16 protein-coding genes are annotated in these 13252 nt (G+C 43.6%); 10 read left to right on the top strand and 6 right to left on the bottom strand.

Annotated features, from left to right (window positions below):
• Nucleotides 1-405 precede the first annotated feature (405 nt).
• Nucleotides 406-654, top strand: coding sequence for a YciN family protein (locus tag AC6R00_RS14205; protein WP_004744345.1), 249 nt, complete (start codon nt 406-408; stop codon nt 652-654).
• 405 nt (nt 655-1059) lie between these two features.
• Here AC6R00_RS14205 and aroA read toward each other — a convergent pair whose 3' ends face one another.
• Nucleotides 1060-2340 (bottom strand): 3-phosphoshikimate 1-carboxyvinyltransferase, encoded by a 1281-nt coding sequence (aroA, locus tag AC6R00_RS14210; protein ID WP_500640828.1) that lies wholly within the window; start codon nt 2338-2340, stop codon nt 1060-1062.
• A 155-nt stretch (nt 2341-2495) separates the two neighbouring features.
• Nucleotides 2496-2951 (bottom strand): outer membrane lipoprotein, encoded by a 456-nt coding sequence (locus AC6R00_RS14215; protein WP_500640829.1) that lies wholly within the window; start codon nt 2949-2951, stop codon nt 2496-2498.
• Nucleotides 2952-2971: 20 nt separating this feature from the next.
• Between AC6R00_RS14215 and aat the strand changes: the two genes are divergently transcribed.
• From aat to infA, 3 genes are all read left to right on the top strand, one after another.
• Nucleotides 2972-3694: a leucyl/phenylalanyl-tRNA--protein transferase gene (aat, locus tag AC6R00_RS14220; protein ID WP_500640830.1), complete on the top strand. Its 723-nt coding sequence runs from the start codon at nt 2972-2974 to the stop codon at nt 3692-3694.
• Nucleotides 3691-4389: an arginyltransferase gene (locus AC6R00_RS14225; protein ID WP_500640831.1), complete on the top strand. Its 699-nt coding sequence runs from the start codon at nt 3691-3693 to the stop codon at nt 4387-4389. Before aat ends, AC6R00_RS14225 begins: the two co-directional genes overlap by 4 nt.
• An 80-nt stretch (nt 4390-4469) precedes the next feature.
• A complete protein-coding gene (gene infA / locus AC6R00_RS14230; RefSeq protein WP_001040192.1) occupies nt 4470-4688 on the top strand; it encodes a translation initiation factor IF-1 in 219 nt (72 codons plus the stop codon).
• A 91-nt stretch (nt 4689-4779) separates the two neighbouring features.
• Here the strand turns inward: infA and AC6R00_RS14235 are convergent, their stop codons facing one another.
• Both AC6R00_RS14235 and cysS read right to left on the bottom strand, forming a co-directional pair.
• Nucleotides 4780-5358: a thymidine kinase gene (locus AC6R00_RS14235; protein ID WP_004744350.1), complete on the bottom strand. Its 579-nt coding sequence runs from the start codon at nt 5356-5358 to the stop codon at nt 4780-4782.
• Between the two features lie 81 nt (nt 5359-5439).
• Nucleotides 5440-6822: a cysteine--tRNA ligase gene (gene cysS, locus AC6R00_RS14240; RefSeq protein WP_239826213.1), complete on the bottom strand. Its 1383-nt coding sequence runs from the start codon at nt 6820-6822 to the stop codon at nt 5440-5442.
• Nucleotides 6823-7024: 202 nt separating this feature from the next.
• On the opposite strand from cysS, the gene AC6R00_RS14245 reads away from it, so the two are divergent.
• From AC6R00_RS14245 to AC6R00_RS14260, 4 genes are all read left to right on the top strand, one after another.
• Nucleotides 7025-7519 carry a peptidylprolyl isomerase gene (locus AC6R00_RS14245; protein ID WP_500640832.1) on the top strand — a complete coding sequence of 165 codons (495 nt, stop codon included), beginning with the start codon at nt 7025-7027 and terminating at the stop codon, nt 7517-7519.
• Between the two features lie 43 nt (nt 7520-7562).
• On the top strand, nt 7563-8291 hold the full coding sequence (gene lpxH, locus AC6R00_RS14250; protein WP_500640833.1) for a UDP-2,3-diacylglucosamine diphosphatase: 729 nt from the start codon (nt 7563-7565) through the stop codon (nt 8289-8291).
• 82 nt (nt 8292-8373) lie between these two features.
• Nucleotides 8374-9591: an EAL and HDOD domain-containing protein gene (locus AC6R00_RS14255; protein ID WP_500640834.1), complete on the top strand. Its 1218-nt coding sequence runs from the start codon at nt 8374-8376 to the stop codon at nt 9589-9591.
• 11 nt (nt 9592-9602) lie between these two features.
• Nucleotides 9603-10112: a YchJ family protein gene (locus AC6R00_RS14260; protein ID WP_500640835.1), complete on the top strand. Its 510-nt coding sequence runs from the start codon at nt 9603-9605 to the stop codon at nt 10110-10112.
• A gap of 45 nt (nt 10113-10157) precedes the next feature.
• Here the strand turns inward: AC6R00_RS14260 and AC6R00_RS14265 are convergent, their stop codons facing one another.
• A complete protein-coding gene (locus AC6R00_RS14265; RefSeq protein ID WP_004749720.1) occupies nt 10158-10439 on the bottom strand; it encodes a YeaC family protein in 282 nt (93 codons plus the stop codon).
• Between the two features lie 105 nt (nt 10440-10544).
• Here AC6R00_RS14265 and AC6R00_RS14270 point away from each other — a divergent pair, with 105 nt between their 5' ends.
• Nucleotides 10545-11369, top strand: coding sequence for a DUF2989 domain-containing protein (locus AC6R00_RS14270; protein ID WP_500640836.1), 825 nt, complete (start codon nt 10545-10547; stop codon nt 11367-11369).
• 47 nt (nt 11370-11416) lie between these two features.
• Here the strand turns inward: AC6R00_RS14270 and msrB are convergent, their stop codons facing one another.
• Nucleotides 11417-11845, bottom strand: a complete 429-nt coding sequence (msrB, locus tag AC6R00_RS14275) for a peptide-methionine (R)-S-oxide reductase MsrB (protein ID WP_500640837.1) — start codon at nt 11843-11845, stop codon at nt 11417-11419.
• A gap of 311 nt (nt 11846-12156) precedes the next feature.
• Here msrB and gap point away from each other — a divergent pair, with 311 nt between their 5' ends.
• The gene (gene gap / locus AC6R00_RS14280) at nt 12157-13152 is read left to right on the top strand and encodes a type I glyceraldehyde-3-phosphate dehydrogenase (RefSeq protein WP_004748683.1); all 996 of its coding nucleotides are present in this window, start codon (nt 12157-12159) and stop codon (nt 13150-13152) included.
• Nucleotides 13153-13252 lie beyond the last annotated feature (100 nt).

A 13252-nucleotide genomic window follows, 5' to 3' on the forward strand; every position in this document is an offset into this window, starting at 1 on the left:
TGACTCAAGTGTCCTTTATCGAGTGCGAAAATATCGCACGACATACTTAATACTTTGCTTCTTTTTTACTATTGAGCGAGATTACAAGAAGATCAATATCTTTTTTAAATTTCTATCTTGACTGCTCGACAATTCAGCGATGTTTCTACTTCTGATAATCAATTTTGGCATGCTGAACACTTCGTGCTTTTTGCCGAGTGAGAAAACGCCACATACTAAACGGCACAATATCTCTGACGCCAATGAAAGATGATGTTTTTTGCCACCAGTCACAAAACCCACTAACCTAATCGAGCATTAGCTTTTATGCCATTGATCTACCGCAATTGAAATTACGTGCGAACTGCCTACAATTCCACTCATCGCTTCTTTTATATAGAAGACAAATTTAACAAAGGTATTTCCATGAGTGACAAAAAGGCCATCTCTCAGTTTGAATTGTTAATGATCGCCAATCAAATTATCCAAGACCACGAAGATTATCTCGAAGGCATGCGCGCAGAGAGCGTAGAAGAGAAAGATGACGTGTTGGTATTTAAAGGAAACTACTTTCTCGATGATAACGGCTTACCAACAGCAAAAACGACAGCCGTGTTTAATATGTTTAAGTATCTAGCGCACCATTTATCGAAAGAGTTTACGATTGAAGGATAACTGGATAACTGGATAACTGGATAACTGGATAACTGGATAACTGGATAACTGGATAACTGGATAACTGGATAACTGGATAACTGGAAATTAGCAAGGGTTGGCATATGGTGCCAACCCTTTTTATTTTGGGACGTTTCACTGCGGATGATGGATGCGGGAACGGACTTCGTCCTACCGAAAACTAGAGAACTAGATAACTAGAGAACTAGAGAACGAGAGAACTAGAGAACGAGAGAACTAGAGAACTAGAGAACTAGAATAGTGAGCAAAAACGTATCATCTACTCTAGTTTTCGAGCAGCACAGCGATCCTTAGGGCGAAGCCCGTTCCAGATTCCCGCGGGCGCAGCCCGATCTCGCCTCTCGAAGCAAAGCGTTCTGTAGGACGAAGTCCGTTCTATGTTTCTTAAGAACTCAACCCTTCCAACTTATCGAAGTAGTCAGGGAAAGTCTTTGAGGTACACTTAGGATCGTTAATGGTCACCGGCGTGTCGCTTAGCGCAACGAGTGAAAAACACATTGCCATGCGGTGATCGTCATAAGTGTCAATCGCAGCGTGGGTAAGTTTCGCTGGCGGCGTGACAATAATGTAATCCTCACCCTCTTCAACTTCTGCACCGACTTTACGTAGCTCGGTCGCCATTGCTGCTAGTCGATCTGTCTCTTTTACACGCCAGTTATATACGTTGCGAATCGCGGTAGTACCTTCTGCAAACAGTGCAGTAGTGGCAATCGTCATCGCTGCATCTGGGATGTGGTTAAAGTCCATATCAACCGCTTTGAGCTCACCGACGCGAGAGATAACGTAGTCGTCACCCCATTCGATTTGTGCACCCATTTTCTCTAGTGCATCAGCAAATTGAATATCACCTTGGATACTCTTTTTACCAATGCCGGTCACTTTAATTTCGCCACCTTTTATCGCTGCTGCCGCTAAGAAGTAAGACGCTGAAGAAGCATCGCCTTCAACTAGGAAATCTCCTGGCGCAACATACGATTGGCCTTTACGAACCACGAACTCTTGGTAGTCATTGTTTTCTACTTCTACACCAAACTGAGACATGATATGCAGCGTGATATCAATGTATGGTTTCGAAACCAGTTCACCGATAATCTTAATCGTCACATCATCTTGCGCGAGTGGCGCTGACATTAGAAACGCCGTTAAAAACTGACTTGAGATAGAACCGTCGATTTCAACAGTACCGCCTTTGAGGCCTGTACCTAAAATCTTGAGTGGTGGGTAATCTTCGTTTTCAAGGTATTCAACCTCAGCACCTGCTTGACGCAGCGCATTGACTAGGTGACCAATTGGGCGCTCTTTCATGCGTGGTTCACCCGTCAGAACATATTCACCACCACCTAAACATAAAGCAGCGGCGAGTGGGCGCATCGCAGTACCCGCGTTACCCAAAAAGAGTTCTAACGCTTGTGGCGCATCAAATGGCTTTCCTAGGCCTTCAACTTCACATACTGTTTTATCTTCAGACAGTGAATAAGACACACCAAGTTGAGTCAGTGCATTCAGCATATGACGGATGTCGTCACTGTCGAGTAAGTTAGTAAGTCGAGTTTTACCACTTGCCAGCGCTGCAAGAAGTAAAGCTCGGTTAGAAACACTTTTTGAACCAGGTAAGTTGACCTCACCATTGACTTTATTGATTGGTTGTAACGTAAGGCTTTCCATTAAAATTGATATTCCTTGCTCACCCCGCCTTCCTAAGCGGGACGATGAAAAATTCTTCGTACTTGCAGCCTATCTAAATTCCCTTAGTAAAACCAGACCCAAATCACGAATAGCGCTGAATAATTATCTCACCCAGCCGCTGGTAACAAACCCTATCAATATTCCTTATCGACGCGGACCCCATCATCGAAATAGAGAATGCGAACTTTGTCTCCTCGCTCAAACAACATGGTGTTATCGACGTCTTGGATAACATCAATCAACTTACCCTTGTCCGTTTCAATCAGTATTTCTACCAATTTATACTCCACTGAAAACTCTTGATTGGCTTGGCTTCGCGCGATGCCTGCCCCTGCAACCGCTCCAACTGCTGTTGCCACTTCTTTGCCGCTGCCTCCACCAAACTGGTTGCCAACTAGCCCACCTACAACGGCACCTAACAGCGTTTCCCATCCAGAGCCTTTCGACTTAACAATATCTTGCTGGGTGATGTATCTCACTGTATCAACCTGACCAAACACTACTTCGTTGACCGGGCGAGCCGTATTTCTTTGGTAGGCTGCATTGGCAATCAAGGGAAAAACCAATATGATCCAAAGTAACTTCTTCATTTTCTTTCCTCATTTCATTCATGGCGATTTATCTCACTGAACTTGATCCCGACCAACTTTGGTTTCCATCCACCTTTGATGCGTTATCTGACCCCAATGGTTTACTCGCCTTTGGTGGAGACCTCAGTGCAGAAAGGCTAATACTCGCCTATCAAAATGGGATCTTCCCATGGTATGGCCCCGGAGAGCCTATTCTTTGGTGGAGCCCATCGCCACGTGCTGTCTTTGATCCTAAGACATTTCAACCGGCCAAAAGTCTCAAAAAATTTCAAAGAAAACTGGCTTACCGCGTGACGATTAACCATGCGACTGAACAAGTCATCGACTACTGCGCCTCGACCCGAAGCAAAGAAGAGACATGGCTTAATCAAGAAATGCGCAATGCCTACAAAACGTTGGCTCAACGAGGAAGTTGCCACTCGGTTGAGGTTTGGCGAGGAGATGAATTGATAGGTGGTTTATACGGAATATCAATTGGGCAAGTTTTTTGCGGTGAGTCGATGTTTAGTTTAGAAACGAACGCATCTAAGATCGCGCTGTGGTATTTTTGCCACCATTTTGAACAACATAACGGTCAGTTAATTGACTGTCAGGTGTTGAATCCTCACTTGGCGTCGCTTGGTGCAATTGAACTCGATCGTGAAGAATTCACCCAAAGACTGCTATCCTATAATAATGAACCTCTACTGAAGAACTGTTTCTCAAAACAGCAAATAACCAGTGAATCATGGGGAGAACAATGAGTTCGGATCTGCAACAAATACGCATAGGATTAACCGATTGCCACCCTTGTAGCTATCTGGCAGATAGACAAGAGCGCGTCGCTGTCGCGCTCGATCCGACTATGCATTGTGGTTCGAGCTATGAGGTGTTACTTGCCAATGGATTCAGGCGCAGTGGTGATACCATCTATAAACCGCACTGTGACCTTTGCAGCGCGTGCCAAGCTATTCGAGTGTCTATCCCTGATTTTGTTACATCTCGTAACCAGAAACGACTGTTGAACAAAGCAAAAGCTTTCTCTTGGCAGCTTAAAGAGCAGATGGATGAAAACTGGTTTGAGCTCTATTCTCGTTACATTGAAACAAGACACCGCAACGGGACTATGTACCCACCAAAACAAAAAGAGTTCGCCAGTTTTTCTCAATGTGCCTGGCTCAATACGCAATTTTTGCATATCTACGACCAAGACAAACTTATTGCCATTGCAGTCACCGACATTCTTTCCAACAGCGTGAGTGCTTTCTACACCTATTTTGACCCTGACTATGCGCTTTCTCTGGGTACACTGGCGGTATTATTTCAAATCCAATACTGCCAAGAGCAAGGTAAACAATGGCTTTACCTAGGCTATCAAATCGATGAATGCCCTGCGATGAACTATAAAGTCCGATTTCAGCGTCATCAAAGGCTAGTAAATCAGCGTTGGCAAGGGTAGAATACGCCCCAACTTTACTTAATTCATTTTTATCGGCATTATGCGCCGGTTGAAATCGTCCATTTTTAAAAGAGGATTAAATGGCTAAAGAAGACGTAATTGAGATGCAAGGCACTGTCCTTGATACTCTACCAAACACAATGTTCCGTGTTGAGCTAGAAAACGGTCACGTAGTTACTGCTCACATCTCTGGTAAAATGCGTAAGAACTACATCCGTATTCTTACTGGTGACAAAGTAACTGTAGAGATGACTCCATACGATCTATCAAAAGGTCGCATCGTCTTCCGTGCTCGTTAATCTCTGACTGCCTAGCGCATTCCGAATTATTCGAATACAGACAAAAAAGCGAAGCTCATGGCTTCGCTTTTTTGTTTCTGCTTACTAGGGTCTATTTCCCTAGCGCCTCTTTATAATGCTCGCGACAAACGGATACATAGCGGTCATTGCCGCCAATCGCGACTTGGTCACCCTCTTTAATCGCCACACCGTGTTCGTCAGTGCGAATCACCATGTTGGCTTTACGTCCGCAGTGACAAATGGTTTTTAGCTCGATCAATTTATCGGCCCAAGACAGTAGGTACTTGCTCCCTTCAAACAATTCACCGAGAAAGTCTGTGCGCAAGCCGTAACAAAGAACAGGAATATGCAGTTTATCTACGACTTCGGTCAATTGGTACACTTGCTCTTTACTCAGGAACTGACACTCATCAACCAAAATACAGTGGCGTTTTTCAACTTCATTTAACGCTGAGATCTCTTGATACAGATTAGTCTCGGCATTGAATAGCTGAGCATCTGACTGCAAACCAATACGCGAGCTAACTTTACCAATACCGTAACGGTCATCTAAGGCGGCGGTGAAAATCACTGGGTTCATGCCGCGTTCTTGATAGTTAAAAGAAGACTGAAGAAGAGTGGTTGATTTACCCGCATTCATTGCTGAGTAATAGAAGTACATCTGTGCCACTGTTTGTTACCCGTATAAAAATAATAAAATTTAAAGAAAAGGGCTGAATTAACAGCCCTTCAATATTTGTATTCGTCTCGCTTACTTACGACGCCACGTTGTGCCTTCAGGGCCATCTTCAAGAACAATACCCATTTCTGTCAGCTTATCGCGTGCCATATCTGCATTTGCCCAATCTTTGGCTGCACGAGAGTCGTTACGTAGCTTAATCAGTGCTTCGATTTCTGCCACTTCGTCGTCGCTGCCAGAATCACCTTTTAGGAAAGCTTCTGGATCTTGGTGAAGAATACCGATCACATCTGCTAGTTCACGCATTAGAGAACCTAGCGCACTTGCTGTGGCAACATCTTCTGTCTTCACGCGGTTAATTTCACGCGCCATGTCAAACAGCACAGAGTAGGCTTCCGGTGTGTTGAAATCATCGTTCATCGCTTCAGTGAAACGCTTAACGTACTCTTCACCACCAGCAGCTGGTGTTGATAGGTCAAGACCACGCAAAGAGGTGTACAGACGCTCTAGAGATGCGCGCGCTTGGTTAAGGTTCTCTTCACTGTAATTCAACTGGCTACGGTAGTGACCTGACATCAGGAAGTAACGTACAGTTTCAGGATCATAATGACCAAGCACATCACGAATGGTGAAGAAGTTACCGAGTGATTTCGACATTTTCTCGCGATCAACCATAACCATGCCACTGTGCATCCAGGTGTTCACGTAATCCGTTCCGTGCGCACAGCATGATTGAGCAATTTCATTTTCATGGTGCGGGAACTGTAGGTCTGAACCACCACCGTGAATATCGAAGTGGTTACCAAGAATCGAAGAGTTCATCGCAGAACATTCGATGTGCCAACCCGGACGGCCTGGGCCCCATGGTGATTCCCAAGTTGGTTCTCCTGGCTTAGACATCTTCCAAAGTACAAAGTCTAATGAGCTGCGCTTAGCACTTTCAATCTCGACACGCGCGCCTGCTTGTAGCTGCTCTAGATCTTGACGTGATAGTTTGCCGTAATCGTCATATTTCGCGATTTCAAACATAACGTCGCCATTGTCGGCAACGTAGGCAAAGCCACGCTCGATAAGCTTTTGAACAAGTTCGATGATCTCAGCGATGTATTCCGTTGCACGAGGCTCGATGTCAGGACGCTTCATGTTCAAAGCATCAAAATCAGCGTGCATTTCACCGATTAAGCGCTCAGTCAACGAGTCACACGTTTCGCCATTTTCATTCGCGCGCTTGATGATCTTGTCGTCGATGTCCGTGATGTTACGAACAAACGTTAAGTCATAGCCTAAGTAGCGTAAGTAACGTGAAACAACGTCAAAAGAAACAAACGTACGACCGTGACCAATATGACAGAGATCATAGATGGTTACCCCACAGACATACATGCCAACTTTGCCAGCATTGATTGGTTTGAATTCCTCTTTCTGTCTTGTGAGTGTGTTATATATCTTTAACATGATCTCTTTCTAATATTTGGGTGAAACAAAATAGTGGCTCAGTATACCAAGTCACGCTCTATTAGGTAATCCCCGATTCGAGCAAAAAGCCATCATTAACACCTATACTCAGGTCTCAACCCTTACTTTTCACGTATTAATGTCTGAAAAGTTAAGTTAGAATCTTGGGCTCAAAGCAAAAACACAGCTAAAGGATAAAATCATGATCACCCTTCACACAAATTTTGGTGACATCAAAATTCAACTAAACGAAGAGAAAGCACCCGAAACAAGTGCAAACTTCCTACAGTACTGCCGTGATGGTTTTTACGACAACACGTTATTCCACCGTGTTATCGACGGTTTCATGATTCAAGGTGGTGGCATGGAGTCTGGCCTAAAAGAGAAGCCAACTCGTGCACCAATCAAAAACGAAGCAAACAATGGCCTAAGCAACAAAGTCGGCACCCTTGCTATGGCTCGTACTATGGAGCCGCACTCTGCAAGCTCTCAATTCTTCATCAACGTTAACAACAACACTTTCCTAGATTTCCGTAGCGAAAGCCTAGACGGTTGGGGTTACTGTGTATTCGGTGAAGTGATCGAAGGTATGGACATCGTTAATAAGATCAAGGGCGTTAGCACTGGTTCTTACGGCATGCACCAAGACGTACCACTAGAAGATGTACTTATCACTGGTACAACAATCGAAGAATAATCGATAAAAGAGAGCGCGTTATGCGCTCTCTTGCTATTTTACTATGACCACACTTTTTATATCTGATTTACACCTTTCCCCTACTACTCCCGACATCACTCAATGTTTTGTTCGCTTTATGCGTGAAGAAGCGATCCATGCCGATGCCCTTTACGTCCTTGGAGATTTGTTTGAGTTTTGGATTGGCGATGATGACCGCTCGGAATTTGCTTCATCTATCCGAGCTGAATTTAAAACCCTTACAGACAAAGGCATTCCTTGTTTTTTCACCCAAGGCAATCGCGATTTTCTTGTCGGCAAACGTTTCAGCCGTCAAACAGGGGTGAAATTACTCGGTGATGAAACCGTCATAGATCTCTATGGGCGTAAAGCTATTGTCCTACATGGGGACACGCTCTGCACCCAAGACGTGAAGTATCTCGAATATCGTGCCAAAGTTCACCAACCTTGGTTGCAGTGGGTATTCAATCGTATCCCAATGTTCGTTAAAAAGAAGATTGTTAATAAGGTCCAGTCTGATATCAAAACGGATAAACAGACTAAATCACTCGATATTATGGACGTGACTCAATCTGAAGTCGAAAATGTCATGTTGCATCACGATGTTGATCTCATGATACATGGGCATACGCATCGACCAAACGTGCATTCGTTCCAGATTCTAGAAACGGACTATACTAGAATTGTGCTAGGTGACTGGTACACACAAGGCTCTGTCTTGGTGTACGATAAAGATGGGTTTGAATTGCAACAACGACCTTTTGTAGGTTAAGTCACTTATTTTTCACGTTATTTAGTTCATTCTTAACGAAGACTAATTTTCCTCAACTTGAACACGGAACGTGGTATAGATCTTGACTTACTCTTATATAGCTAGGCAACCGATACTCAATAAAGAAAGACAGACCGTTGGCTATGAACTTCTTTTTAGAGACGGACCGCAAAACACTTTTCCTGAAATCGATCCTGAACATGCGACAAGCCGCTTGCTGTCTGATCACTTTCTCTCAACACATTATGAGACTCTCGGGGATAAATTGGGGTTTGTGAACTTCCCCTATCAAAGTCTGTTAAATAAGGTGCCGACCCTATTCCCTGCAGATAACCTAGTCGTCGAGATCTTGGAAGATTGCCCTCCGACTAAAGAGCTGCTCGACGTAATAAAAGAGATGGCTGCCGCTGGATATAAAATCGCGTTAGATGATTTTATTCCAAGTAAAGAGTGGCGAGCCTTCTTACCCTATATCTCAATCATCAAGTTTGATATCCGCCAAGTTCCTATAGAAAAAGCGCGCAACTTCATTCTCCGACTAGCTGGCACCAACATTAAGTTTCTTGCAGAAAAAGTCGAAACGTACGAAGAGTTTGAGCAGTCCAAACAGGCTGGCTTTGAATATTTCCAGGGCTACTTCTTTAGCAAACCTGAAATGATAACGCGTAAGTCACTTGAACCGTCGTTTATGACAGTTATTCAGTTACTGACCGAAATTTCCAAGCAGGATATGGATTACGCTTCGATTGAGTCATTGATCAGCAAAGACGTTACCCTGTCTTATAAACTGCTAACATTCGTTAACTCGTCCTCGATAGTGCAAACCAAGATCCAGTCGTTTAAGCAAGCTTTGGTCTACTTAGGGGAAGACAAACTACGCAAGTTTATCTCTCTCGTTTCTCTTGCTTCGAGCCAAGATAGCAAACCGGACTACTTGTATGGCTTGTCTATCCAAAGGGCGAGATACTGTGAGCTACTTTCCTCACGATTAGACGCTAAGTTTGAGTCTGGCCAAGCATTTTTGACCGGCATGTTCTCTCTTCTCGATAGCTTGTTAGACAGACCGCTAGAACAAATAGTAGAGGAAATCTCAGTCGATGAGTCGATAAAACTCGCAATCACAAAGAATGAAGGCATACTAGGCGAAATTTTGATGCTGACTAAAGCATACGAACAAGCCCAATGGGAAGAAGTTCACCGCCATTGCGACTCAATAGGCGTGGATGAAATCATTTTGAGTGAATGCTATGACTCATCAGTGAAATGGACGGCAGACCTTCTTTCTGTAAAAACGAATTAATTGGAGTTTTTATGAATTCGTGTCCTTGCGGAAACCCAAAGAATTACAGTGAATGCTGCGAGCCAATCCATAACGATCATTCCAAGGCTAAAACACCTGAGCAACTTATGCGTTCTCGATACTCAGCTCACGTAAAGGGTTTGGTTGATTACGTGATCGATACCTACCACCCTAGTTGCCATGCAGAGCAAGAACGTGAAGCAATTGCCGACTCTATAGACAGCGATTGGTGTGGTTTGGAAGTCATGAACACAGAACCAGGTAAGCATGACAATGAAGGTTTTGTCACTTTTAAAGCTTACTTTAAACAGGATGAGCAAGAGTATTGTCTTGAAGAGCGCTCTCGATTTTTAAAGGAGCAAGAACTTTGGTACTACATAGACGGCGCATTCCCACAGCAGCAAGAGCCAGAGCAAGCAGGTGACCCAAGACTTTCACAACGTGTCGCTAGCCTGAAAGTTGGCCGCAATGATCCTTGTATTTGCGGTAGCGGCAAGAAATTTAAAAAGTGCTGTGGTTAAGATAAACAAAAGGCAGGATTGAATCCTGCCTTTTTACTTATTGAACTAATCGTTTGGATTTACTCGAACAATGTCTTCTTGCCCTTGCTGAAACTGCTTTTTAAGTTCAGCTTTCGACTTAAAGCTAATTTCTCCACCTTGAGCAACTGTCATATGTTGCGCTTCTGCATTATGCTTAGATTGATACAACATCACAGCTTGCATACAAGAGTCTCGCTGCTCTTGAGAAAGTGGGGTACCCTCAGGCCACTTGCCTGTTTCTACAGCAAAAAGTAGACGCTCATAAGCCTCAGGTGTGATGGCGTTAATTAACTGCTCTGCGTCCATGGTCTATCCTTAAAGTCAGTCGCGATAAACGCACCTTAACTGGCTCGCAGTCTCAGTCAAGATTACAACAAAAAATAAGTGTAACGGATCACAAGCAACGACAGTATGAAATCATTCAAGCTACTAACTCTTTTAGGATTCAGTGTTACCCTAGCCGGGTGCTTTGAAGGCAACAAAAACACTGAACAATTGTGTGAAAGCAACCCTGCGCTTCAATGTGAGCGCTTAAATATGGGTGACGGTCAATGTCGAGTTCCTAGGACTGATTTGGTATGGCATCGATTTGAAGTGTTAAAAAATCCATCAGACAACAATCGCATTAAAGAGTATGAGTATGTCGCGGCATACAAAAAGTGTTTAGAGCTGGCTTCTCAAATACAGCCACTAGACCAAAAAGGCGTCAAGCAACAGCGTTTTAACGCTCTGGTTCATTCCGGAGAAGATTTAGAGAGCATTGTCGCGATACTCAAGAAGTCAGACTCACCACAAGCTCTTTACTTTTTATGGAGCCAAGTTGGCAGTGATGAGGCTCGCCGAAGCTTTCTTCAGCTTGAAGGGACAAAAGCATTAGAAACCGCAGAAATGCAATACGCCCTCGCGACCTTTTACACCAGCCGAGACCAAGCGAAAACGCGTCAACTTCTGATCCATACCCTAGAGCTGACCAACCGAAGCAACATAAACAATGAAGTGTTTAAGTCCCTAGCCAGCACCACTTACCGATTAGGAATGAAGAAAGAGGCTTACGTCTGGACTATGGTCGCGCAAAAGTTTGAGGTTCCCATTGCTTCTGAAAGTGAACTTCAACTGCTGTATGGATTTAATAAGAGTGTTTACGACCAACTCGATGAGATTGCTGACCAGTTTGAAGATGCCATCATGAGTGGCACCTTTAACGCAGCTATGATCCCAAAATTCAAGCAATCCTAAATAAATGAAAGGATGAAACAGAGAGCGGTGATTAAATCACCGCTTTTTTATGAATTGTTGAAAATTAACGACACTGAGTTAACACAGAATCTCTCACCTGTTGTCTTCGGCCCATCAGGGAAAACGTGACCTAAATGACTATCACAGGCTGCACATCTTATCTCTGTACGCACCATTCCGTGACTTAGATCTTCTAAATAGCGAATAGCCTCACTCGATGCAGGGGCATCAAAACTCGGCCAACCACACCCAGAGTCGTATTTATTGTCAGAGCTGAAAAGAGGCGCTTGGCAACAGGTACATGAGTAAATACCTGTCTCTTTATTATGCAATAACTTACCGCTAAAAGGCGCTTCTGTCCCTTGCTCTCGACACACTCTATATTCTTCATCTGATAGCACCTCACGCCAGTGCTCATCAGGCTTCATCATTTTTTCTTTGTTTTGTTCCACAGCAACAAATCTCCATATTCTCATTTTTAATTATGACTTTTTTTTCGAAAAACTTGCACTCAATTACTTTTGTAGCACATACTTTGAAACCATAACAGGATGGTTAAACTTTCAGCATCGCTGTCGACATCTGAACTATTTTACGTCAACTGGTTAGGGAAAAAATCAGTTTTCCGTTCAAAACATCGCCAATTAAGACTAATTGTGAAAAAAAGCGACGCTTTTTTTTGACTTTAAACAAGTTAAGTCCGATTATCTGTTGCAGATTTTGACTGGATTCTGTAATTTTACTACCAGTTATCTTTAATCAGAAATTAAGTTGTGGAGCAACTATAATGACTATCAAAGTAGGTATTAACGGTTTTGGCCGTATCGGCCGTTTCGTTTTCCGTGCAGCGCAAGAGCGTAACGACATCGAAGTTGTAGGTATTAACGACCTTATCGACGTAGAGTACATGGCATACATGCTTAAGTATGACTCAACTCACGGCCGTTTCAACGGTACTGTTGAAGTTGAAGGTGGTAACCTAATCGTTAACGGTAAGACTGTACGTGTTACTGCTGAGCGTAACCCAGAAGATCTAAAATGGGATGCTATCGACGTTGACGTTGTAGCTGAAGCTACTGGTCTTTTCCTAACAGACGAGACTGCTCGTAAGCACATCACTGCTGGCGCGAAAAAAGTTGTTCTAACTGGTCCTTCAAAAGACGCTACTCCAATGTTCGTAATGGGCGTTAACCAAGACACTTACGCTGGTCAAGACATCGTTTCTAACGCTTCTTGTACTACTAACTGTCTAGCGCCTATCGCTAAAGTTCTTAACGACGAGTTCGGTATCGAATCTGGTCTTATGACTACAGTTCACGCTACTACAGCAACTCAAAAAACTGTAGACGGTCCTTCTGCTAAAGACTGGCGCGGTGGTCGTGGTGCTTCTCAGAACATCATCCCATCTTCAACTGGTGCTGCTAAAGCTGTAGGCGTTGTTCTTCCAGAACTAAACGGCAAACTAACTGGTATGGCTTTCCGCGTACCAACTGCTAACGTTTCTGTAGTTGACCTAACTGTTAACCTTAAGAACGGTGCATCTTACGAAGCTATCTGTGCAGCTATGAAAGCAGCATCTGAAGGCGCTCTTAAAGGTGTTCTAGGTTACACTGAAGATCAAGTTGTTTCTCAAGACTTCATCGGTGAAGTTCAAACTTCAGTATTCGATGCTAAAGCTGGTATCGCTCTAACTGATAACTTCGTTAAAGTTGTATCTTGGTACGACAACGAAATCGGTTACTCAAACAAAGTTCTAGACCTAATCGCACACATCTCTAAGTAATTACTACTTAAAGATTAGCGTTTAGCGCAGAATCTTGTAAAAGGCGACTTTCGAGTCGCCTTTTTTGTATCTGAATTTTGAGTCTCTAATTGAACTAGGA

The sequence above is a fragment of the Vibrio sp. R10-SF1-ISO8 genome (assembly GCF_059833805.1).